20 protein-coding genes are annotated in these 25,209 nt (G+C 36.3%); 17 read left to right on the top strand and 3 right to left on the bottom strand.

Translation table 11 applies throughout. The annotated features are described in order from the left end of the window. The first annotated feature begins 29 nt into the window (after positions 1-29). The 10 genes from nhaC to ribB all read left to right on the top strand — a co-directional run bounded on the left by nhaC (position 30) and on the right by ribB (position 9,757). Entirely contained in the window at positions 30-1,514 is a 1,485-nt protein-coding gene (gene nhaC / locus ES765_RS09980) for a Na+/H+ antiporter NhaC (RefSeq protein WP_138113768.1), read from the top strand. Positions 1,515-1,728: 214 nt separating this feature from the next. Further along, the gene (locus ES765_RS09975; RefSeq protein WP_138113765.1) at positions 1,729-2,373 is read left to right on the top strand and encodes a peroxiredoxin; all 645 of its coding nucleotides are present in this window, start codon (positions 1,729-1,731) and stop codon (positions 2,371-2,373) included. A 76-nt stretch (positions 2,374-2,449) separates the two neighbouring features. Further along, a complete protein-coding gene (locus ES765_RS09970) occupies positions 2,450-2,764 on the top strand; it encodes a thioredoxin family protein (protein ID WP_138113763.1) in 315 nt (104 codons plus the stop codon). Continuing rightward, positions 2,745-3,002, top strand: coding sequence for a DUF6952 family protein (locus ES765_RS09965; RefSeq protein WP_138113761.1), 258 nt, complete (start codon positions 2,745-2,747; stop codon positions 3,000-3,002). The genes ES765_RS09970 and ES765_RS09965 overlap by 20 nt, the downstream gene beginning before the upstream one ends. A 117-nt stretch (positions 3,003-3,119) precedes the next feature. Then, a complete protein-coding gene (tpx, locus tag ES765_RS09960) occupies positions 3,120-3,623 on the top strand; it encodes a thiol peroxidase (protein ID WP_138113759.1) in 504 nt (167 codons plus the stop codon). 15 nt (positions 3,624-3,638) lie between these two features. Next, positions 3,639-4,004 (top strand): diacylglycerol kinase, encoded by a 366-nt coding sequence (locus ES765_RS09955; protein WP_138113757.1) that lies wholly within the window; start codon positions 3,639-3,641, stop codon positions 4,002-4,004. Positions 4,005-4,068: 64 nt separating this feature from the next. Further along, positions 4,069-6,432, top strand: coding sequence for an FtsK/SpoIIIE family DNA translocase (locus ES765_RS09950; protein WP_138113755.1), 2,364 nt, complete (start codon positions 4,069-4,071; stop codon positions 6,430-6,432). A 13-nt stretch (positions 6,433-6,445) separates the two neighbouring features. Continuing rightward, on the top strand, positions 6,446-7,090 hold the full coding sequence (locus ES765_RS09945; RefSeq protein WP_138113810.1) for a LolA family protein: 645 nt from the start codon (positions 6,446-6,448) through the stop codon (positions 7,088-7,090). Between the two features lie 26 nt (positions 7,091-7,116). Next, positions 7,117-8,610, top strand: coding sequence for an LptF/LptG family permease (locus tag ES765_RS09940; protein WP_410504495.1), 1,494 nt, complete (start codon positions 7,117-7,119; stop codon positions 8,608-8,610). 10 nt (positions 8,611-8,620) lie between these two features. Continuing rightward, positions 8,621-9,757, top strand: a complete 1,137-nt coding sequence (gene ribB, locus ES765_RS09935) for a 3,4-dihydroxy-2-butanone-4-phosphate synthase (protein WP_138113751.1) — start codon at positions 8,621-8,623, stop codon at positions 9,755-9,757. Between the two features lie 4 nt (positions 9,758-9,761). Here the strand turns inward: ribB and ES765_RS09930 are convergent, their stop codons facing one another. The 3 genes from ES765_RS09930 to ES765_RS09920 all read right to left on the bottom strand — a co-directional run bounded on the left by ES765_RS09930 (position 9,762) and on the right by ES765_RS09920 (position 14,004). After that, complete coding sequence (locus tag ES765_RS09930) at positions 9,762-10,955, bottom strand: DegT/DnrJ/EryC1/StrS family aminotransferase (RefSeq protein WP_138113749.1); 1,194 nt, start codon at positions 10,953-10,955, stop codon at positions 9,762-9,764. A 38-nt stretch (positions 10,956-10,993) separates the two neighbouring features. Beyond that, the gene (locus ES765_RS09925) at positions 10,994-11,749 is read right to left on the bottom strand and encodes a sulfite exporter TauE/SafE family protein (protein ID WP_138113747.1); all 756 of its coding nucleotides are present in this window, start codon (positions 11,747-11,749) and stop codon (positions 10,994-10,996) included. Positions 11,750-11,838: 89 nt separating this feature from the next. Further along, positions 11,839-14,004, bottom strand: a complete 2,166-nt coding sequence (locus ES765_RS09920; RefSeq protein ID WP_138113745.1) for a thioredoxin domain-containing protein — start codon at positions 14,002-14,004, stop codon at positions 11,839-11,841. A gap of 644 nt (positions 14,005-14,648) precedes the next feature. Between ES765_RS09920 and rimK the strand changes: the two genes are divergently transcribed. From rimK to ES765_RS09885, 7 genes are all read left to right on the top strand, one after another. Continuing rightward, positions 14,649-15,524 (top strand): 30S ribosomal protein S6--L-glutamate ligase, encoded by an 876-nt coding sequence (gene rimK, locus ES765_RS09915; RefSeq protein WP_138113743.1) that lies wholly within the window; start codon positions 14,649-14,651, stop codon positions 15,522-15,524. Further along, positions 15,514-16,485, top strand: a complete 972-nt coding sequence (locus ES765_RS09910) for a succinylglutamate desuccinylase/aspartoacylase family protein (RefSeq protein WP_138113741.1) — start codon at positions 15,514-15,516, stop codon at positions 16,483-16,485. Before rimK ends, ES765_RS09910 begins: the two co-directional genes overlap by 11 nt. 191 nt (positions 16,486-16,676) lie before the next feature. Further along, positions 16,677-16,988: a DUF6660 family protein gene (locus ES765_RS09905; RefSeq protein ID WP_138113739.1), complete on the top strand. Its 312-nt coding sequence runs from the start codon at positions 16,677-16,679 to the stop codon at positions 16,986-16,988. A gap of 120 nt (positions 16,989-17,108) precedes the next feature. Beyond that, complete coding sequence (locus tag ES765_RS09900; protein ID WP_138113737.1) at positions 17,109-21,452, top strand: CusA/CzcA family heavy metal efflux RND transporter; 4,344 nt, start codon at positions 17,109-17,111, stop codon at positions 21,450-21,452. Position 21,453: 1 nt separating this feature from the next. Continuing rightward, positions 21,454-22,638 carry an efflux RND transporter periplasmic adaptor subunit gene (locus ES765_RS09895; protein ID WP_138113735.1) on the top strand — a complete coding sequence of 395 codons (1,185 nt, stop codon included), beginning with the start codon at positions 21,454-21,456 and terminating at the stop codon, positions 22,636-22,638. An 82-nt stretch (positions 22,639-22,720) separates the two neighbouring features. Continuing rightward, positions 22,721-23,137 carry a Fur family transcriptional regulator gene (locus ES765_RS09890; RefSeq protein ID WP_138113733.1) on the top strand — a complete coding sequence of 139 codons (417 nt, stop codon included), beginning with the start codon at positions 22,721-22,723 and terminating at the stop codon, positions 23,135-23,137. 44 nt (positions 23,138-23,181) lie between these two features. Beyond that, positions 23,182-25,149, top strand: a complete 1,968-nt coding sequence (locus tag ES765_RS09885) for a heavy metal translocating P-type ATPase (RefSeq protein WP_138113731.1) — start codon at positions 23,182-23,184, stop codon at positions 25,147-25,149. The last annotated feature ends 60 nt before the right edge of the window (positions 25,150-25,209 follow it).

Below are 25,209 nucleotides of genomic sequence, written 5' to 3'. Positions count from 1 at the left end.
ATTACGAAATAACCAAACGCATTTTTTTTATGGCTAACCAAAATACCAATGAACATAGGGAGAACGAGCATATTGTCGACAATAAAGAACTAAGCATTATTGAAGCACTGATTCCCGTTGTAGCTCTTGTAGGAATGCTAGCTTATAATGTCTATGTTTTTGGTGATGACGCATTGAGCGGTTCAAATCAATTCATATTATTATTAGGAGGAGCGGTTGCTGCCATCGTTGGTTTTTTCAATAAAGTCTCCTACAAACAAATGTTAGCAGAGGTAGCCGAAAATATTAAAGCCACAACAGGGGCGCTACTTATTTTACTAATGGTTGGTGCCTTAGCTGGAACTTGGCTTGTGAGCGGTATCATTCCTGCTATGATATACTATGGTCTGCAAATTTTAAACCCCACCATATTTTTAGCTGCATGTGTAATTATATGTGCCATAATATCAGTAGCAACAGGAAGCAGCTGGACAACCTCGGCTACAGTAGGTATTGCTTTAATAGGTATTGGGGAAGCTCTTGGGGTTTCGCTTGGTATGACTGCAGGTGCCGTATTATCTGGAGCCTATTTCGGAGATAAATTATCTCCCTTAAGTGATACCACTAATTTAGCCCCTGCAATGGCAGGCGGAGAATTGTTTACGCATATTAAATATATGTTGTGGACCACCGTACCGACCATTTCTATAACCTTATTAGTTTTTATTATAATCGGATTGAACATAGAAACAAGTGGTGTAGCTGACATTGATGCTATTTTAGCCTCAATTGACACTTCTTTTAATATCAATGGGTGGCTCTTTATTGTTCCCATTGCTGTGGTTGTATTAATCGTAAAAAAAACACCTCCATTGGCCGCCCTCTTAATTGGCACCTTGCTGGGCGCCCTTTTTGCTGTTGTTTTTCAACCAGAAGTGGTAGCAGGTCTTACAGGTACTAAGCAGTTAGATTTTTATTCTGGCTATAAAGGAATACTAAAAGCAATCACAGTAAATACAGAAATACCAACTGACAACGAGGTACTGAGTGATTTGTTTTCAGCGAAAGGCATGGCAGGTATGCTAGGTACAATTTGGCTTATAGTATGTGCTATGGTATTTGGCGGTATTATGGATGGTATTGGTGCATTATCAAGAATTACAAAAGCATTATTAAGTTTAGCCAAATCAACATTTGGTTTATTTTTTAGTACCGGTATAAGTTGTATGGTACTTAATGGTACTGCGTCTGACCAGTATTTGGCAATTGTAGTGCCCGGAAAGATGTTTTCTAAAGCGTTTAAGGACAAAGGATTGGCTCCTGAAAATTTAAGCAGAACCCTAGAAGATACTGGTACGGTAACTTCAGTTCTAATCCCTTACAATACCTGTGGAGCTTACCACAGTGGAGTTTTGGGTGTTGGCGTTGCAGAATATTTCGTCTATGCTATTTTCAACTGGCTAAGCCCAATAATGACATTTATTTTTGCTGCTTTAAATATTAAGATCAAAAGATTAACTACTAAAAATAGTTAACTTTTAATTTTTAAAATTTGACCTCTTCTTTTCTAATTCTATTAATCTGATAATGATACAGCCAAATAACTAAACCTTTAGCAGTATAGTAGGCTTATTTTTTTAGCTATTCAAAATAGCTATTACCCTATTGAAAATACTAATTCAGAAAGTTACTTAACGCTTATTCAAATCTTAATTTTGCTTTATAATTAATTATAAAGCAAAATATATTATGGCATTTGTCGGAAAAAAATTTCCAAATATCAGTGTTAACGCAATGAATGACATGGGCGATACTTTTAAACTTAATGTTTTAGAAGAAGCTCAAAAAAACAATAAAAAGGTGGTTCTGTTCTGGTACCCAAAAGATTTCACTTTTGTATGCCCTACTGAACTTCATGCTTTTCAAGCTGCTTTAGGTGAGTTCGAAAAAAGAAACACTGTGGTTATCGGTGCCTCTTGTGACACCCCCGAAGTACATTTTGCTTGGTTAAGTACAGATAAGGACAATGGCGGAATTGAAGGCGTAACCTATCCAATTTTGGCAGATAGCAATAGAAATTTAGCCGCTACTTTAGATATTCTTGATATTACCAACAAAACCTATGATGAAGAAAATGACATCATTACGGTTGAGGGCGACAATGTAACATATCGTGCTACCTATTTAATCGATGAAGAAGGTACCGTTTTTCATGAAGGCATAAACCATATGCCATTAGGTAGAAACGTAAACGAATATCTTCGTTTAATAGATGCCTATACACATGTTCAAGAAAAAGGTGAAGTATGTCCTGCAAACTGGGAAGAAGGCAAAGACGCAATGTCGGCCAATAGAGAAGGTGTTGCGAGTTACTTGTCGGCACACTCCAATTAATCAACTATTTTAATGACGAGTAGCATTGGGTTTAAACACTCCATGCTCCTCGTTTAATATATAAACAACTACAATTATGTTAGTAGAATTGGAAGAGGATAATTTACAGGAAATAATAGAAAAAAATAAAAATGTTATAGTTCAATATTCAGCAACCTGGTGCGGTAATTGCCGTATTATGAAGCCTAAATTCAAGAAAGAAGCTTCAGTAAATGAGGATATTACTTTTGTAATTGCCGATGCTGAGAAATTTTCTGAATCAAGAAAGCTTGCCAACGTAGACAATTTGCCCACTTTTGCCTCATTTGTAAATGGTAAATTAAAAAATCAGGTGCAAACCAATAAGTATGACCTTTTAAAAGAATTGATAAGTGAGGTTACCAATAATTAAACTCCTTACAGAGTTCATAGAAAAAAAAGACAGCGATTACGTACTAGAGACAATAGATACTTTAGAAGCGCTAACAGAGCTACCTTCATTAAAAGATGAAGAATTAGATGTAATCGGAGAGCTGATTTCAAATATGTACGGCGCCTTAGATGTAGCTAAAAGCATACAAGAAGGAACACCCAAAAAAGAAGCGATGAACCAGTTCATGCAGCGCGTTTTAGGCTCGATAGACAAGTAATATTCTTATTTAAAATTAAAAAGTCCTTTCAAAATTGAGAGGACTTTTTTATCACATTACTTCACGTTTTATCTTTATATTTTATAATTTCACATCTTCTAATTTTAAACTAAGAAAATGGCTTCTATAACTTTAAAGGGTAGTGCAGTACATACAGTAGGTTCTTTACCTGCTTCAGGTGAAAAAGCACCAGATTTTCAATTAACGAAAAATGATTTATCTACCGTTAAACTTTCTGATTATGAAGGTTCAAGGGTTGTATTGAATATATTTCCAAGCGTAGATACAGGTACATGTGCCCAATCAGTAAGACAGTTTAACCAAGAGGCTGCAGAATTAGATAATACCATAGTACTTTGTGTCTCAAAAGACCTTCCTTTTGCACAAGCACGATTTTGTGGTGCTGAGGGAATTGAAAACGTTGAAATGTTATCTGACTTTAAGGATGGCAATTTTGGGAAGTCGTACCATGTTGATTTTTCCGATGGGCCATTGGCTCCTTTGCATTCAAGAGCTGTCGTTGTGGTTGACGAGAAAGGCACTATTCTGTATACTGAGCAAGTGACAGAGATTACTGAGGAACCAAATTATAAAGCGGCATTAGAGGCGTTAATGAATTAATTATAAACGACTCTCATGCCTAAGGAATCCTTTTTGGTCAATCGTATCAAAAGTGTTGGTTTTGCCTTTAAAGGTGCCTTTTTGTTGATACGCACAGAAGCAAGTATAAAAATTCAGGTTTTTATTGCTATTGTAATGACAATTGCAGGCTTTTACTTTGAGATTTCCAATATAGAATGGATTCTTCAAATATTTGCAATTGCTTTGGTATTAGGTGTTGAAGGCATGAATACGGCCGTTGAAAAACTATCTGATTACGTACAGCCCGAATTCGATACGAAAATCGGATTTATAAAGGATATTTCCGCCGGTGCAGTTATGCTTGTTTCAATAGCATCTGCCATAATTGGTCTTATTATTTACCTGCCTAAAATAATCTAGGTCGTTTTATCATTTACAATAGCTCATCGTAAATTTGTAATTTAGCAACAGAATAAAAGATTTAATGGCAAAGAAGGCAACTAAATCAAAGCCAAAACCTACTAAAAAAGGATCATCGTTTAAAGTATCCAAACAGAATAAAATTATTTTGGGTAGCTTGTTGATGCTTTTTAGTATCGCTCTGTTCTTTTCATTTATATCATTTTATTTTAATTGGCAAGATGATCAAAGTCTGCTATCAGAATTCAGGAATCGTAACGAGCTGGCCAAAAACCTATTGAACAAATTTGGTGCTAGCATAAGTCACTTTTTCATGTATAAAGGCTTTGGCTTAGCATCGCTCATACTTCCCTTTTTAATTTGTATTACTGGAATATATCTCTTTTTAGGACTTCCATTGAAAGCACTTTTCAAAAAATGGATTTGGGGTTTACTTTTCGTAATCTGGATTTCAATTGCTTTGGGCTTTTTTGCCACAAGCAGTCCTTTATTAGGGGGCTTGGTAGGATTTGAAATGAATGATTTCCTTCAAGATTATGCAGGAAAAATTGGCGTACTCTTATTATTGATTTTTGGTCTGATATTTATTCTAGTAAGACTATTTGAAATAACTCCAGAAGGTATTTCATCATTTTTTAAATCGAAAAAAGAAGTAATTTCCTCAGAGTTTAAAGCCAGCAAACAAAGAAAAGCTAGCGATAAAGAGAAAGTAATGACTACTTCGATGGAGAAAGAAACTCCTATCGTTGTAGACACATACACCCATAAAACAGAAATTCCGCATTTAGAAACGGTTAAGGATACTAACGAATTAGAAATTACTTCTACAGCACCTGAAGAAACACTGTCTATGGAGGTTGAGCAGGTGATTGAGGAACCTGAAGAAATTGATATTCTTGCCAATAAATTGGTGGATGATTTTGGTGAATTTGACCCTACATTAGAATTAGGTAACTATAAATTCCCAACTATTGAACTTTTAGACCAACATGGTGTTACGGGTGGAATAACCATTAACCAAGAAGAATTAGAGGAGAATAAAAATAAAATAGTTGAAACCCTCAAAAATTATAAGATTGGCATTGCACAAATAAAAGCAACAATAGGGCCTACCGTTACCTTATATGAGATTGTTCCTGAAGCAGGAGTTCGAATATCCAAAATCAAAAACCTTGAGGATGATATTGCTTTATCATTGGCAGCATTGGGCATACGTATCATCGCTCCTATTCCAGGCAAAGGAACTATTGGTATAGAAGTTCCCAATAAGAATGCGACCATCGTATCTATGCGTTCTGTCATTGCCTCTAGCAAATTTCAAAAAGCGGAAATGGAATTACCAATCGCTTTCGGTAAAACCATTAGCAACGAAACATTTGTAGTTGATTTGGCTAAAATGCCTCACATGTTAATGGCAGGTGCCACCGGACAAGGAAAATCTGTGGGTCTAAATGCCGTGTTAACTTCCCTACTGTATAAAAAGCATCCAGCAGAAGTTAAATTTATTCTTGTAGATCCCAAGAAAGTTGAACTAACGCTTTATAATAAAATTGAGCGTCATTTCTTAGCAAAACTACCCGATTCCGCAGAAGCAATAATAACTGACAATACGAAGGTAATACACACCTTAAATTCCCTTTGTATAGAAATGGACAATCGCTATGAGTTATTGAAGCTAGCGATGGTACGTAACCTGAAAGAATACAATACAAAATTCAAGGCACGTAAATTAAATCCTAACGACGGACATAAATTTTTACCCTATATCGTTCTTGTAATCGATGAGTTTGCAGATTTAATTATGACTGCCGGTAAGGAAGTGGAAACACCTGTTGCGAGACTAGCTCAATTGGCTAGGGCAATTGGCATCCATTTGATTATTGCGACTCAAAGACCTTCAGTGAATGTTATAACGGGTATCATCAAAGCTAACTTCCCCGCTAGGTTAGCGTTTAGAGTAACGTCTAAAATTGATTCAAGAACCATTTTAGATACTGCAGGAGCGGATCAATTGATTGGTAGAGGAGATATGCTATTTACGCAGGGTAATGATGTGACACGTATTCAATGTGCTTTTGTAGACACACCAGAGGTTGCTAAAATCGTTGAGTTTATTGGTAGTCAGCGTGCATATCCAGAAGCACATGAGCTTCCAGAATATGTTGGGGAAGATTCTGGCACGAGTGTTGATAATAATGTATCGGAGCGAGATCAAAAGTTCCGGGAAGCTGCAGAGGTAATTGTCATTGCGCAACAAGGTTCTGCCTCCTTAATTCAGAGAAAATTAAAATTAGGGTACAATCGCGCTGGTCGAATAATTGACCAACTGGAAGCTGCTGGAATCGTAGGTCCGTTTGAGGGCAGCAAAGCTAGACAGGTATATGTTTCAGACATGGTAGCCCTTCAACAAATATTGGATAATGAATGATATGAAAGAAGAAATGAAAAAAATTATTATTGTTTTAACGATACTGTTTACCGTAACAATGGCAAATGCCCAAAGTTCAGACAAAGCAAAGGCTCTTTTAGATGAAGTATATACCAAAGTAAAAAGCTATAATAACATTTTTGTGGATTTCAAATTCGACCTAAAAAATGCAGAAGCTGGTATTAACCAAGAAACTAGAGGAGATGTTACTCTTTCTGGGGAAAAATATATGTTTAACTATTTAGGTTCTCAACAGATGTTCGATGGTAAAAAGGTGTACACCATTGTGCCAGAAAATGAAGAAGTGACCATAGAAAATAAGTCTGAAGATGAAAATGCGATGACACCTTCAAAAATGCTTACTTTTTATAAAGAGGGTCACAATTATGCATGGGATATTTTGCAAGATATTCAAGGACGAAAAATTCAATTTGTAAAATTGACGCCTATCGATTCAGATACTGAAATAAAATCTAGATTATTGGGTATAGATATGGGCACAAAGCATATATATAAGTTAATTGAAACCGGTAAGAATAGCACAAAGACCACAATCACTGTTAATTCTTTTAAAACAGATCAAGATTTGTCCAAAACCTTATTTACTTTTGACGAAGCTAAATATAAGGATGAAGGCTATTTCATTCTAAGAAATTAGAACTATTGAGAATTCTAGACCGCTATATCCTATCAAGGTTCGTCTTTAATTTTGTCAGTTCGTTTGTAATATTGATGTTCATCTTCATATTCCAAACAATTTGGCTTTTTATTGATGATTTAGCGGGTAAAGGTCTAGATATTGTAATCATCGGTAAGTTCCTATTTTATTTAATACCTGATCTTACCGAAAAAGTACTTCCACTAACGGTACTTTTATCTTCTATTTTAACCTTTGGTTCCATTGCTGAAAACTACGAATTTGCGGCAATGAAGGCTTCAGGTATATCGTTACAACGATCAATGGTGAGCTTAATAGTATTTGTAACCATTTTAGGTGGTGTAACCTTCTTCTTCGCAAATAATGTGATTCCGCTATCGCAACGTAAAATATATAATCTTCGTAGAAATATTGCGAAGGTGAAACCTGCCGCAGTAATTTCAGAAGGCGTTTTTAGTGATTTTGAAGGAATGAACATCAAGGTTGATGAGAAGTATGGGGACAATGATCGTTTTTTAAGGAACGTGATTATTCATAAAAAGTCTGAATCTAATATTAACACCACAGTTATTAAATCAGAAACTGGAGAATTGATTAGTAGTGAAGATTCCGATATTATTCAATTGGTTTTAAAGAATGGACATTTCTATGAAGATGTTACTACAAAAAGTAACGATAGTAAAATGAAATTTCCTTTTGCTCAGGCCGATTTCGATACCTATACCATGAATATTGAAATTCCTGAAATCAATAATGATGACTTAGAGGAGGAGCGGGATATTAGTACTGATAAGATGAAAAATATTTCACGGCTTTCTAAAGATATAGACTCGTTACGAAGTGATAATTATAGAATTGTTCGTGCATTTTCCAAGAATATAGAGAGTAGGATTGGATTATTTGTACCGTTAATCACAAAGAATACCGATTCTACTATGGCCGATATGGTCTCCAAAAAAGATTCTATTTCTAGAATAAAGTCCATCAAAGCAAAAGCTAATATTGCCCTACAAGATTCAATTAAGGAAAACTTTCTTGTTCTATTCCCAGAGTGGCAGCAATTACAAATTTTGAGTAGCGCTAAAAATGCAACAAGTAGTATTTTAGGTACAGTAAGTGGTAAAAAAGAAGAGCTGGAAAAAAGATACAAAATCTACAACATGCATATCCTTTCTTTACATAGCAAATATGCACTGGCATTCTCTTGTATAATTCTATTTTTTGTTGGTGCTCCACTAGGCGCCATCATAAGAAAAGGAGGTTTAGGTTTACCAATGGTTATTGCAATAGTACTTTTTCTTATCTTCTATTTTATTGGAGTATTCGCTGGTAATTACGCTAAAGAAGGAAATATTCACCCTATGCTTGGGGCATGGCTTTCAACATTAATCATGCTACCTATGGGTATATTTCTAACCAAAAGGGCTACAGAAGACAAGGGAATGGTGAATTTCGGATTTATTACCGATTTCTTTAAAATACTATTTAAGAAACTATTTCAAAAAAAAGATAAAAGCTGATTGTTCAAACATGACAGATCTTAAGAAAATACAATTGAATACCATAGAAGAAGCGATTGAAGACATTCGTTTAGGTAAAGTAATTATCGTTGTTGATGATGAAAATCGTGAAAATGAAGGAGATTTTCTGGCAGCAGCTGAATTAGCAACACCTGAGACCATAAACTTTATGGCTACCCACGGCAAGGGTCTCATTTGCGCTCCATTAACAGAAGGAAGGTGTAAAGATTTAGGATTACACATGATGGTTAGCACTAATACCGACCCCTTTGAAACGGCTTTTACCGTATCTGTGGATTTGAGAGGAAATGGTGTAACCACTGGTATTTCAGCCTCCGATCGCTCTAAAACAGTTTTTGCTTTGACAGATAAAACTACCAAACCTCATGATTTAGTAAGACCAGGTCATATATTTCCTTTGGTTGCTAAAGAGGGTGGTGTTTTACGTAGAACGGGGCATACTGAAGCAGCAATTGATTTCGCACGACTGGCAGGGTTAAAACCTGCTGGGTTTATCGTAGAAATAATGAATGAGGATGGAAGTATGGCTCGGCTTCCCCAATTAGTGAAAGTGGCCAAAAAATTTGACTTGAAAATTGTATCGATAGAAGATCTTGTTGCCTATAGAATGGAACATGACAGTTTGATTAAAAAAGAAACCGATTTTAATATTGTTACACGATTTGGCGATTTTAGATTACGAGCATATAAACAAACTACCAATAACCATATTCATCTTGCCTTGACTAAAGGTTCTTGGTCTTCGGATGAAAAAATATTAACACGTATCAATTCTACGTTGATTAACAATGATATATTGGGAACGTTAACGCATAACCCTGACGAAAAATTAGAGGATATGTTCAATAAAATTAATCAAGAAGGTAAAGGTGCTATTGTATTTATCAATCAAGATGCTGAATCTCTCAACCTACTTTCTCGTTTAAAAGAACTTAAAGAGCTACAAAAACAGGGTATACATAAAGCTCCTAAAATTGAAATGGACAATCGAGATTTTGGTATTGGCGCCCAAATATTACACGATCTTGGCATTCACAAAATGAAACTCATGACCAATAGTCTACAAACTAAAAGAGTAGGTATCGTAGGTTATGGTTTAGAGATTATAGAATATGTTTCCTATTAGGCGACTATACTAATTTAGCCAATACTTCTTTCATTTTAACGGCACGTTCATTCACCTGTTCATCTGTCCAGCTCAATTTTATCAAACATGAAATAGTTCTACCAATCCATGCATCTGATTTTGAGAAATCCGCTTTTGAATAATCTGGTAATTGATTTAATACTTCTTGAGGAAGTTTTCCAAGTGATTTAACATTAGTCAAATGTTCCCATTTTTTATAATAATGCCAATTATTGTCAAACCAATAAAAACAAGCATCTACACCGGCCGCTATTAATGCAGTGTATGCTTTTTTAGCTAATTGCTCAGTAGGCAAAAAGAAACTTAAAAAAGAATAATTCTCCACACCACCAGTAGGCACCCTTCTAAATGCAATATTAGAAATTGGTTCAATAGCAGATTTTAATATGGTATAATGGTTTTTCTGAATTTCTAAAAACTCATCTAAACGCTGAATTTGGGCACAACCAACGGCTGCGTTCAATTCTGATATTCTAAAATTATATCCCAAAAAAGGATGCGTTTCCGCTCCCCTATCGGTACCAACATGGTCATGACCGTGATCCGAATAATGGTCTGCATTACTGATGTACGTATCATTATTGGTTATGATAGCCCCACCTTCACCACAAGTGATGGTCTTTACATAATCAAAAGAAAAGCAACCCAAATCGCCATAACTACCTAAAGGTTTACCTTCGTAACTACCGCCAATCGCCTGACAAGCATCTTCTACTAAAAGCAAGTTATGCCGATCACATATATCTTTCAATGCTTTAAGGTCTGCCATAGAACCGCACATATGTACTGGCATCACCACTTTGGTTTTACTTGTAATGGCTTTTTCTACTGCCGCCGGATTTAACGTTAACGTATCATCAACATCTACTAAAATTGGCACAGCACCTATAGCCAATATAGATTCGAAACTTGCCACAAAGGTAAATGTCGGCATAATAACTTCATCACCTGCTCCCACTCCTGCACTTGCAAGAGCCACAGTGAGTGCTGCGGTACCACTACTTACAAGTTGCGCATGCTTTGTGTTCATTCTAAGGGCCAAAGCTTTTTCTAGTTCTAATGCCTTCCATTGATTATTTCGCATTCCATCAAACCCATAGCGCATAAGTACTCCGGTATCCAACACATCCTGAACCTGACTTTTTTCACTTTCCCCGAACAATTCAAACCCTGGCATTCTTTCTTATTTTAGTAGTTATACAAATCTTGTTTAAATTATTGATAAAACCAAAGTTTTATGGCCAGTATCAGCACCATAACAATCAAGAATTTCTTAACGAATCCGTCTCCTTTATTTACCGATATTCTACTCGCTAACCAAGCACCGCTGCCGTTACCAATAGCTAATATCAATCCGATTTTCCAATTTACCTGATCGTTTACTGCAAACACAATTAATGCAGATACCATATACATAAATACCACTGCTACCTTAGTGGCATTAGAACGTACTAGTGTCATTCTATTTATATAATGCAAGAATAGAATCATTATAAATCCCAAACCGGCGTTAATAAAACCTCCATAAATTCCGAAAAAGAAAAATACAATGATACCAAGCCACAAGTATTTACCTGTAAGACGCTCTTCTACTTCTTTGATTCCTATTTTGGGTGCGAAGGCTATAATAGCTACCACACAAAACATGACAATAGCCAATATTCGATTAAATAATGCACCACTTATATCTACGGCCAATTGTGCACCTATTATTGAGCCAAAAAAAGCAGAACTACCTAAATATATATTAAATGGAAATGTACTTACCCCTTTACTTTTAAAACCTGCAGTTGCTATTGCTGTCTGAAATATTATGGCTACCCTATTGGTACCATTGGCCAAGGTAGATGGTAAGCCTAGAAAAATTAGAATAGGTAGTGAAAGCAAAGAACCTCCACCGGCAACTGTATTAATAAAACCAACTATAAAACCAACGAGAATTAATAAGGGGTATGCGTACCATTCTTCCATAAAACTAAGGTATAAGGAAATTTACTATTGAATTTAAGTTTATGGTTTGATGCTACAAGAAAAGGGTCGATCCTTTTAAAATAAAATCATTAAAATGACACATTGAATTGTGTTGAATCAAAACCTTTATAACCAAATGATTTCATTTGTTCATAAGCTTCCTTAACTGTTCTTACAGGCAACTTACACGTATTGTTTTGACACACATATATAAAGGTTCCATCAACGGAATAACGATCTTTAAATAACGCTATATCACTCGAAATTGCACTACCTACCAACAGCGAGTTTGCCAAATACATACTACCCATTTCTGCTATCAGATTATTAGCAGTAGTACCGACTATCGCAATTTCATAGAATGGATATGCTTGATTTAACAATAATGAACCCCAAGTTCCATAACTAACAGCTTGATTTTCAAAATTTTCTATCAGTAATGAACCCATCAATTTTGCATCTTCTAAATATTCGGTATTATACTCAAGATGACCTAATTTAAAAAGATTCTGTGCCATAATTGCATTAGCTGATGGTACTACCCCATCGGATGTATTTATGATTTTTGGTACTAATTTACTAGCCACATTATAATAAAACAACCCAGAATCACTGCTATATTTTGAAATCGCGCTATTCATTAATTCTTTTGCACTATTTAAATATGACACATCTAAGGTCACCTCATATAGACTAATGGCACTTTTGGCTAACAAGGCATAATCTTCTAAAAAGACTTCTTTTTGCTTACTATCTGTTGTGTAGGAGTGCACTAATTGTTTGTTTTTATAATTATTCGATTCTAAGTACTCAAAAATTAACTTTGCTTCAGTTAGATAATTTTCATCTTTAAAAGTTTTAAATGCTTCCACTAATCCATCAATTAATAAGGCATTCCATGAAGTGATTATCTTATAATCTTTGGATGGTTTCAGCCTTTTCTGACGAGCTTCATATAGTATCGTTTTCCAATTTTTGATTTTATTTTCTAAAACTTCTTTTGAAATTGATTCCTGTTTTGAAAAATCAGCAACAGACAAGGTATTAAATAGCACAAAATTCTCGTTTTCCCAAACTTCACTAGTCTTGATTTCATAAAACGTTGAGAATAATTCAAAATCATCTCCTAATATGGATTGCAGTTCATTCTTTTTCCAAACATAATATAGCCCCTCTTCCCCATTGGTATCTGCATCCATGGCACTAAAATAACCCCCTTCTTCATTTCGCATTTCGGTTTTTAAAAACGCAAACGTTTCTTCAACCATCTTCCCATACGCTTTATCTCCATTAATTTTAAATGCCTTTGATAATATCCCCATCATCTGGGCATTGTCGTACAGCATTTTTTCAAAGTGTGGTACTTTCCATTTAGAATCTGTGCTGTATCTAAAAAACCCTCCTCCAACGTGATCATAAATACCACCTTGCGAGACTTTATTAAGTGTTTTAAAAACATAACTCATCACATCTTCATTTTGCTGTAAAACTGAATACTCCAAAAGCATATTCAAATTAGTCGGGATAATAAACTTCTGTTGCCCTATAGTTCCACCCCATTCTAAATCCCATGATTTAGACCATGCCTTAACTCCCTTACTAATTTTATCAGGTGTGACCGAATTTGCAAGCTGTTTTGCCGGTTGTTCATAAACCTCTTGAACACCATTTGCCAACATGGTTGCATACTCCTTCATCTTATCTGGATTCTTCTCAAACTCAGTACTGAATTTAATCAGAATAGATTTCCATTCTTCTTTGGTGTGATATGTTCCTAAATAAACTGGACTCCCATTTGGCAATATAATAGCGTTCATCGGCCATCCTCCTGTTCCATTCACCAACTGCAATGCTGTTTGATAGACCATATCTAAATCTGGCCGTTCTTCGCGATCTACCTTTATGCTCACAAATTTCTCATTCATCAAGCGTGCCACCTCTAAATCTTCAAAAGATTCCTCTTCCATTACATGGCACCAATGACACGTAGAATATCCTATACTTAACACAACTAAGCGGTTTTTCTTTGCGGCGTTTTTAAAGGTGCTATCCGCCCAAGGTTTCCAATCAACAGGATTATGGGCATGTTGTAATAAATAAGGACTCGTTTCATGTATAAGGTCATTCGTATAATCGAAATCTTCTATAGCAATTTTCTCTTGCCCATTGTTCTCAACCATTTTAGAACCATCGTTCCCACAGGAACCTAAAAAAACTAAATAAATAACAACCAATACTTGCTTAATAATTTTCATATAATTAAAAGGAAATAAAATATAAATAGATTCATCAAATATAAATTTATTTTAAACCAATCCTTTTTACATCGCTCATAGACTTTTAATTTCTTAAAAGTTAATTGGGTTGACGCTAAAGGAATTTTTATTGCTAGTAGACCTTAAGGAAACGTTTATCTATTACTAGCTAGAATAGATTAAACGCAATAGAATTTCTTATGACAGGAATACCCTTATAGATGGTAAAAGTACGTTTAGACAACATACCGGAGACATAGCACTGACTCCAATTCGAGTGCCTGGACTACTTGGGCCCATAAATACGGTGGTTAATTATAAAACTGCTAATAAATAAATATCAAAATAGAAATACAGTCCTAAAGAATATATGTTACTTTAGAAAAGCTAATAATCAAACTATATTGGAACATTAAAAATTTTGGTTTTTGCATCACCGAAAGGAGCAAGTTCTTCAGATAATAATCTTATAATATAACGTAGTATATAGATTTCAAAGTTCATACATCAAATATTTAGTGTACTATTGTTCAAATAAATTGTAGTCAATACTGCAATATAATTCTTGTGACATTTTAAAATATTCTACTTGACAAGTACATATTAAGAATATAAATAATAACACTATTTAATCTAATGCTTAAATGAAAATTGCCATATTATCTCAAAACCCTAATTTATATTCAACCAAACGTCTCGTTGAGGCTGGTGAAGCTAAAGGTCATGATATGCATATAATTGATCACTCTAAATGTGATTTGATTATAGAGAAGAAAAAACCAGGACTTATTTATCAAGGTAAAGAAATAGAGGGTTTTGATGGTGTTATACCCCGTATCGGCGCCTCTATTACTTTTTATGGTACCGCAGTAGTGCGTCAATTCGAGATGATGAAAATTTTCAGTTCGGTAGAGTCACAGGCTTTAGTTCGTTCACGAGATAAATTAAGAAGTTTACAAATACTGTCACGAGCTGGTTTAGGTCTACCAAAGACTATTTTTAGTAATTATTCTAAAAATGTTGGAGCTATAATCGATAAAGCAGGTGGTGCACCAGTGGTCATTAAACTGCTGGAAGGCACACAAGGGTTAGGTGTCGTACTTGCCGATAACCGTAATTCGGCGGAATCTATTTTAGAAGCTTTTAATGGATTACAAGCAAGAGTAATTGTACAAGAGTTTATAAAAGAAGCAAAAGGTGCTGATATTAGGGCTTTTGTGATTGACGGTGTAGTCGTGGGTTCAATGAAACGACAAGGTCAAGAAGGAGAATTCAGGTCTAATCTTCATAGAGGAGGTTCGGCAGAAATTATTGAACTTACCGATGAGGAAGAAAATGCAGCAATAAAGGCAGCAAAATGTCTGGGCTTAGGCGTAGCCGGTGTAGATATGCTACAGTCAGCTAGAGGACCATTAATTCTAGAAGTAAATTCATCACCAGGTTTGGAGGGAATTGAGACTGCCACAGGTAAAAATATAGCAGGAAAAATTATTAAGTACGTAGAACGAAATGTCGAGTAATAAATACACGGTTTTAGGTCATGCCATTGAAAAAGGCAAAGGCGCCCAACTAAATTTAGATATAGCCAAATTACATACCAGAACTAAAATAGAAGTTCCTGTAATTGTTCAACGAGGTAAAAAGGACGGTCCTACCTTATTGATTACTGGAGGTATTCATGGTAATGAAATTAACGGAGTAGAAATTGTACGGCAACTCGTATCCAAAAAATATAACAAACCAGCATGTGGAATGGTCATCTGTATTCCTGTGGTAAACATATTCGGATTCCTAAATCAAAGTAGACAATTTCCCGATGGCAGGGATTTAAACAGGGTTTTTCCTGGAAGCTTACGAGGTTCATTAGCTAGTAGGTTTGCTTTTCATCTCGTTAAAGATATTGCTCCAATCATCGATTGCTGTATCGATTATCATACGGGCGGCGACAGTCGTTTCAACGCACCTCAAATAAGAATTGATAAAAATGATCAGGATGGGCTCGCATTGGCAAAAATTTTTGGTGCTGAATTTATTGTTAAATCAGCTGGAAGAGAAAAATCATTTCGGGAAACATTACATCAACTAAATAAGTTGGTATTGCTCTACGAGGGTGGTAAATCGCTACACATTGATAGCGAGATTACCGATACAGGTATTGTTGGGGCTTTACGCGTAATGCACCATTTGGGCATGCGCGATTTTAGTGAAGAACTCGCTGAATTGACCACAAAACAAATTATCCCTAAATTGGTAAATGCCTCTAAATGGCTAAGGGCCAAACACTCTGGCATGTTCCACCCACTTGTAAAGGTGGGTCAAAAAGTGGAAAAAGGCACTGAAATGGGTAGTATTTCAGGTCCGTTTGGTTATTTTGAACGTAAAATAAAAGCCAGTGATACTGGTTATATTATATGCATCAATGAATCCCCAATTGTAAATCAAGGAGATGCTATTTTTCATATTGCCCATGATATTGACTAACAGTTTTTTATTTAAGTCTGAATAAGAAATTCATTTCTATGATTCTAGATGTTTAAGGTATTGAAATGAATTAAGGCATACTATTCATATTATGAGAACGTTATACAGGGCATCACCGTCAATACTACTTAAAGCATTCATAAAATAGACAACGCACACCATTTGCATTTAGAAACTATTATCTTTGCTTTGTGAAAAATCTTACCATCATACTCGCAATTTATTTGCTAGGGCTCAATTTTGCCCCTTGCAGTGATACGATTGCAGATAATGATGATGTACAAACAGAATATTCACAAGCTACAGACGGTGACCATAATCACAATTCAAGCGATCTTTGCTCGCCTTTTTGCCAATGCCACTGTTGCCACATGCATACTATCGATTTTGGATTAATTCCTTATGTACCTTTTCAGCCATATATTTCAAACGAGGTATTTGCATATTCACAGAATGCTGGTAAAAACTTTCCGATTTCTTTATTACAACCCCCAAGGGCATAATTCTTTTTTTTTAGGATAACTATATCCTGATTTGATGTTTTCAATTCTGAAAGCATCAATGCTGTTTTGTATTCTCGAAAGCAAACACTCTTTTTTTAAACTGAATTAATGCCTTAATCTATGATTAACAAAATCATTGATTTTTCAATCAATAACAAATTTATTATTGGTCTATTCACCCTTGCTCTAATAGGAGCAGGAATATGGAGTATGACCCAAGTACCTGTTGATGCTGTACCCGATATTACAAATAATCAGGTACAAGTAATCACCCAATCACCCAACCTGGGTACAGAAGACATCGAACAATTTGTAACCTACCCTGTAGAGGTGGCGATGAGCAATCTACCAAGCGTAACAGAGATTCGTTCGGTATCTCGTTTTGGCCTTTCTGTTGTCACCATTGTATTCGACGACGACATGGGCACTTATTTACCACGACAGTTAGTAGCCGAAAAACTACCCGAAGTTCAAAAACAAATTCCATCCGGATTTGGCGAACCCTCTATGGGGCCAATTTCAACAGGCCTAGGTGAAATTTATCAATACACGCTAGAAGTTGATACTGAATTCCAGAATACATATTCAATAACAGAACTAAGGACCATGCAAGACTGGATTGTTCGTAGGCAAATGGCCATGGTGCCGGGAGTGGTTGAAGTAAACGCTTTTGGCGGAAATCAAAAACAATATGAAGTTGCAGTAGATCCAGATGATTTACAAGCGATTGGAATTTCTATTTCTGAAGTATTTACAGCTTTAGAAAACAACAATCAGAATACCGGTGGGGCATACATTGAACGAAACCATCAAGCTAACTTTATACGTGGCGAAGGTTTGGCACGTACCGTTTCAGATATTGAAAATATCCTTGTCAAAAACGTAAACGGTATTCCAATAAAAATTAAGGATGTTGGTGATGTAAATATCGGTAGTGCGGTGCGTTATGGTGCAATGACCAAAGATGGAAAAGGAGAGGCCGTTGGCGGAATGATTTTAATGCTAAAAGGTGCCAATACAAATGAAGTAATCGAGAAGGTCACCGAGCGAGTGAAGCAAATTCAAAAATCATTACCAGAAGGGGTAACGATTAAACCTTTTCTTGACCGTAGCGAACTTATTGCAGACACGACCAGCACTGTAACAGGCAACTTACTCGAAGGTGGGTTAATCGTGATTTTTATCTTAGTTCTACTTTTAGGAAACTGGCGTGGCGGTTTAATTGTGGCGTCTACAATCCCACTATCCTTATTGTTTGCCTTCATTCTAATGAATGTATTCGATGTATGGGTCAATCTAATGAGCTTAGGCGCCATTGATTTCGGAATCATCGTAGATGGGGCCGTTATCATTGTGGAGTCCACCGTCTTCTTAATGTATAGCTATGTGGTCAAAAAGAAAACAGTTACGACCGAAACAAGAGATGATATCGCTGCTAAGGCGTCTAAGAAAATGATGAACGCCGCCTTTTTTGGTCAGCTCATTATCTTAATCGTCTTTCTACCTATTCTAGCACTAGAAGGTGTTGAAGGAAAAATGTTTCGCCCCATGGCACTTACATTTATTTTTGCAATGATCGGTGCAATGCTACTTTGTTTGACGTATGTACCGATGATTTCAGCATTATTTCTGCGCGCGCCAAAAACAGATAAAAAATCATATGGCGACCGTATCGTAAAATGGGTAGAAAACAAATATGAGCCGTTACTGATACTATCGCTTAAAAAAGGTAAAGTTATTGTGGGTACGGCAATTGTACTTTTTATAGTTGCAGTAGTTGCCTTTACACGAATGGGAGGTGAATTCATACCTAAGTTAGATGAAGGTGATATTGCTTTCCACGCGATTTTAAAACCAGGTAGTTCCCTTTCTGAAACGATTGAGACAACTACCAAAATTGAACAAATTGTTAAAGCTAAATTTCCCGAAGTAAAAACTGTCATTAGTCGTATTGGTGTTGCTGATGTACCTACCGACCCGATGCCAATGGATATCGCTGATGTTTTTGCAATTCTAAAACCAAGCGATGAATGGACCTCTGCAAGTTCAAAAAGTGAATTAGTAGAACTGATAAAAAAAGAAATAAGTATCATACCTGGTGTAAATTATGAGTTTACACAACCCATCGAAATGCGGTTCAATGAACTAATCACGGGTGTTCGTGAAGACGTTGCCATCAAATTATTTGGTGAAGATTTAAACGTATTGGCAAGCAAGGCCACAGAAATGGGTAAAATCATCGCAAAAGTCCCTGGTGTGGCAGATATGAAGGTAGAAGCAATAGACGGTCTACCACAAATAACTATTGACTATAACCGCAACAAACTAGCCCAGTATGGTTTAAGTATCAATCAACTGAACGACGTCATACAGGCTGCTTTTGCGGGTGCTCAAGCAGGCGTCATTTTTGAAGGGGAAAAGCGATTTGATTTGGTAGTGCGACTTAAAGAAGAGAATCGTACCAGTATAGATGACATTCAAAATCTGTACATTAATCTCCCAAGTGGTGCGCAAATTCCCTTACGTGAGTTGGCAACTATTGATTATGAATCAGGACCGATGCAGATAAGTCGTGATAATACGAATAGAAGAACCTACGTTGGTATCAATATTCGTGGTAGGGACGTAAAATCTGTGGTAGAAGATATACAGGCAAGATTAGATGCTGATTTTAAATTACCCCCAGGATATTTCATTCGCTATGGTGGTGCATTTGAAAATCTTGAAAGAGCCAGTAATCGACTTCAAACAGTAGTACCCATTGCACTACTACTTATTTTCATCTTGATTTATTTTGCATTGAAATCATTTCCTCAAACGTTAATGATTTATTTGGCCATACCAATGGCTACCATTGGTGGAGTTTTCGCCCTATGGCTACGTGACATGCCATTTAGCATCTCGGCAGGTGTTGGTTTTATCGTATTATTCGGTGTGGCAGTATTAAACGGTTTAGTCATGATAAGCGGCTTGAATGAATTAAAAGAAGAAGGTGTCACTAATCTATCGGATAGAATTATAGAAGGAACCAAACGCAGGATAAGGCCTATAATGCTTACTGCATTTACAGATATTTTAGGATTCTTACCTATGGCTATTTCATTATCCGCAGGTGCCGAAGTACAACGGCCACTTGCAACCGTTGTAATAGGTGGTTTAGTTACGTCTACCCTGCTCACGTTATTCATACTACCCGTTTTTTACCAGTGGGTTGAAAACCGTGAAAAGATAAAGACCAAGATCAATTCTAAATTTGTAACTGTTACCTCGGTAGTTATATTCTTGTTTTCCTTTATTATAGCAGAGGCACAACAAATAGAAGGTACTGATAACCTTCCTCCTATTACCTTAGAACAAGCAACTCAGTTGGCAAAAGAAAATTATCCATCACTTAAATCGACCCGGTTAGCAATAGATAGGCAAAATGCCCTTTCTGGTAATACATATGATTTCGGAACTACCCAAGTTTTTACTGGTGGTGAAGAAATTTCAGCTGAGAAAGGCATCTATACAGTAATAGGTTTCGGACAGCAAAAAATTGACCTGCTTGGTATTCGAGCTAAAAAACGACTTCAAAAGCAACGGGTAGAATTAGCTAAAACCGCATACAGTCTATCCGAATTACAAGTTGAGTTGGAAGTAAAAGAAGCGTGGTCACATGCCTATCAAGCAAAACGAAAGTTTAGGTTGTATAAAGAATTGGATAGCATCTATGCTCAGTTCTCCCTAACTGTAGAACTCAATTATGAAGTGGAAGCAATTTCAAGATTGGAGTATGCCTCTGCAAAAAATCAGGCACTTCAAATAAACAATACCCTTCGGCAAGCGATTGGTAATTATCATATAGCGTTACAGAAATTAAATTTGTGGCTTGTTCCAGAAACGATGTACACCGTGACTGATGAATTTAAACCATTTGAAATAACTGGTTTGGTTCATGATTTCAACAGTAACGAACATCCAGAATTTCTACTTTCTCAAAAACGGGTAGATGAAGCAGATGCCACCTACAGTGCTGCTAAAGCCGATTTACTTCCTAAATTCAATATTCAAGGCGGACTACAACGTGTAAATGGCGAAAGTGGATTTAACAGCTATCAAGCGGGTATTTCTGTTCCGTTATTTTCGGGTCCTGAGCGAAGTCGCGTGAAAGCAGCCGATTTAGATAGACAGATTATAGAAAACGATGCCGCCTTTAAAGAGCGCCAGTTACAATCTGAATATATCCAAGCAGAACAGAATTTTGAAATTTGGCAGCAGAGTTGGTTCTTCTATAAAGACAAAGCAATACCCCTTGCCTTAGAACAACGAAACGGAGCCTTACTTGCTTATAAAGAAGGCGCAGTAGATTACGCTTCTTTTACACAAATAATTCGTGATGCTATACAGACGGAAATGGATGCTCTCGATACACTTGACAACTACTTAAACTCATTATTTAAACTACACTATTATACTCTATAAAATGAAACTAATACAAACCTATAAATGGATCGGATTACTGCTAATAAACCTCAGCATCTCATCCTGTGGAAACTCAAAATCAGATATCGCCAAAACAGTTGATAACCATAAAGATGATGCTGTTCAATTTCAAGAAGTTATGATTTCTGGCCAACAATTTAGTGCACTAAAGATGCAAATTGACACGCTAAAACAACGAAAAATGAGTGGTTATGTGGAAGCAAATGGTCAACTTGAAGTCCCACCGCAAAATGAAGCCACAATTACCACTATAACAGGTGCAAAAGTGGTTTCAATAGAAGTTATCGAAGGCGACAAAGTCGATAAAAATCAAACTGTAGCCTATGTATCGCATCCCAGTATTGTACAACTACAAAGCGATTATTTGAATGCATATAGCAATAGCCAATATTTGGATAAGGAATACCAAAGACAGCTGAAACTATATGAAGCTGGTGTAGCGTCTGGAATGAATTACCAAAAGGCTACAGCAGATTATCAGGCATCTAAAGCAATGGTCAATGGATTAGAAGCACAGTTGAAGCAGTATAGCATTAACGTGAGCGGTGTTCGCAAGGGCACAATATATCAACGAGTCGCTTTACTCAGTCCCATCGAAGGATATGTACAAAAAGTGAAGGTTAAAACAGGTCAATTTGTGCAGCCCCAAACAGATATAATAGATATTGTAAACACACACCATGTACATGCCGATTTGATGGTGTTTGAAAGAGACGTGGATAAAATTAAAAAGGGTCAAATGGTACGGTTCGTACTACAATCTAGACCCAATGAAGATTTAACAGCCGAAATTTATTCAGTCAGTAAAACCTTTGAACAAGACCCAAAAGCTGTACATGTGCATGCTGAAATTGAAAATAAAGATAGTAACTTAATACCTGGTATGTTCATACAGGGTCGTATCGAAGTTGACAATATTCAAACCAATGCAATGCCCGAAAGTGCTATAAGTATCGATGGAAATAAGTCCTTTATTTTTAAGGCCGTACCCGAAGGTGATGATTGGAGTTTTAGACCGGTTGAAGTAATTACAGGAGAAAAAGATGGCGATTGGGTTTCGATACGCTTAATGAGCGAACAAAAACAAAACGAACGATTTGCCTACAATAATGCGTACTATCTAATGGCAGAATTTAAAAAAGGTGATGCCGAACATAGTCATTAAGAATGATGTTAAAATAAATTTGATTATACAAACCATAACCGCATTGCTTAAATTTTAACCCAATATTTTTAGTAAAAATGGAATGACTAAAATAGAAAAAACCTTAGAAAATAAAAATGTTCGCCCAACTGCAATGCGCATCCTGGTTTATAAGTATATGGCCGAAAAGGAAATCGCAGTCGCCTTAACAGATATTGAGAATGCTTTCGATAAAGCAGAGCGCACTACACTATATAGAACACTCAAAACTTTTGAGAATAAAGGAATTGTACATCAAATAGACGATGGCACAAATATTTCAAAATTCGCATTGTGTGAACCTGGTTGTAACTGTGAAATCGACCAAGATTTACACCTACATTTCCATTGCAGTAATTGTGACAAAACGGTTTGCTTGACCGAGCATAAAATACCACATATTAATCTTCCGGTAGGCTATATCGCTGAAGACGTAAATTTGGTTATTAAAGGTATCTGTGACAAGTGTAGTAGTCAATAATTGCACTATCGTTGCATTACTATTTTTAAGACCTTGCACGTATTATGAAAAAGAAAAAAGTAAACTTGCGGGATATTGATACCCAAAAACATGCTGGCATTCACAGTCACGACGATGGGCATAATCATGATAACTCAGGTAGTGCTACAGACTTAAAAACCTACCTACCAGCCATTTTCAGTTTTATAATGTTGATCGTAGGTATCGCATTAGATTATTTTGACACATTTACATTTTTTGATGGATGGATACGTCTTGCTTGGTATATAGTTGCTTATATCCCTGTAGGATTCCCAGTTATAAAAGAAGGATGGAAAAGCATCAAAAATGGTGACTTCTTTACCGAGTTTCTATTAATGTCAATAGCTACATTAGGTGCTTTTGTAATTGGCGAATATCCCGAAGGTGTTGCTGTAATGGTCTTTTATGCCGTAGGGGAACTTTTTCAAAGTGCTGCCGTTACCCGAGCTAAAAGCAATATTAAAGCTTTACTTGATGTTCGACCGAATGAAGCGTTAGTTTATCGCAATAACGCTTTTATTTCTGAAGATCCAGAAAAAGTAGAAATAGGAGAAAAAATTCAAGTTAGAGTAGGTGAAAAAGTCCCTTTAGATGGTGTTTTACTTTCCGATAAGGGAACATTCAATACCGCTGCATTAACGGGAGAAAGTAAACCGGATACCCTTAAAAAAGGCGATTCTGTATTTGCCGGTAGTATCAATCTTGAAGGTGTAATAGAAATAGAAACCACCAAAGAATTTAAAAATAGTTCAATTTCCCGTATTCTAGATTTGGTCCAAAATGCAACAGCTCGAAAGTCAAAAACAGAGTTGTTCATTCGAAAATTTGCTAGAGTTTACACGCCTATTGTAGTTTATCTTGCGATAGGTTTAACGCTACTCCCCTACTTTATTGTAGATGATTATGTGTTTCGAGATTGGTTGTATAGGGCATTGATTTTCCTCGTAATTTCTTGTCCGTGTGCCTTAGTAATTTCTATTCCGTTGGGATATTTCGGAGGTTTAGGCGCTGCATCGCGCAACGGAATCTTGTTTAAAGGTGCCTCGTTTTTAGATAGTATGACCAAGATAAATACCGTGGTAATGGATAAGACCGGTACGGTAACCAAAGGTGTTTTTAAAATTAAAGATCTTGTTACATATCAAGATTTTAGCAAGGCAGATTTGATGAAGTACGTGATGGCTATAGAAGCGCAATCTACCCATCCTATTGCCAAAGCTATTATGGAATATAAGTCTGAAGGCACCGATTATAAAGCAACCGATGTTACGGAAATTGCAGGTAAAGGATTGAGAGGAACTGTAAATGGCAAGACTGTTTTAGTGGGCAATAAAGCACTAATGACGTCAAACCAGATTGAGGTTTTATCAGAAATGGATAACATAGTAGAATCTATTGTAATGGTAGCCATTGATAGCCAATTTGCTGGCTATGTAACAATTGCTGATGAACTAAAAGATGATGCGCATCAAGCTATAAAGGAAATCCGTGCAGCTGGTATCACCAAAATTATCATGCTATCGGGAGATAAAGATTCCATTACCCAAGAGGTAGCAAAACAATTGGGTATTGATTGGGCAAAAGGCGGATTACTACCTGAAGATAAGCTCGAAGAAGTTGAAAAGCTCAAAAAAGAACCAGGCACAAAAGTAGTATTTATTGGTGATGGTATTAATGATGCACCCGTACTTGCTGTTAGTGACGTTGGTATCGCAATGGGTGGCCTAGGAAGTGATGTGGCCATTGAAACGGCAGATGTAATTATACAGACTGATCAACCTTCTAAAGTTGCAAGGGCAATCAAAATAGGTAAGTCTACCCGAAGAATCGTCTGGCAAAATATCGGACTAGCCTTCGGAGTGAAAATTATCGTTCTTATTTTGGGAGCAGGCGGACTAGCAACCATGTGGGAAGCCGTTTTTGCAGATGTTGGTGTCGCTTTACTGGCTATTTTAAATGCCGTACGATTACAAAAAATGAAGTGGGATTGATATTTTCGAAACTATAAGTTAATGGTGTTAAGTCTATATATCTTGACTTAACACCATTTT

The sequence above is a fragment of the Maribacter sp. ACAM166 genome (assembly GCF_005771495.1).
Lineage (GTDB): Bacteria > Bacteroidota > Bacteroidia > Flavobacteriales > Flavobacteriaceae > Maribacter.
The sequence above is the reverse complement of the archived record's forward strand: the minus strand, read 5'-3'. Positions and strand labels throughout refer to the sequence as shown.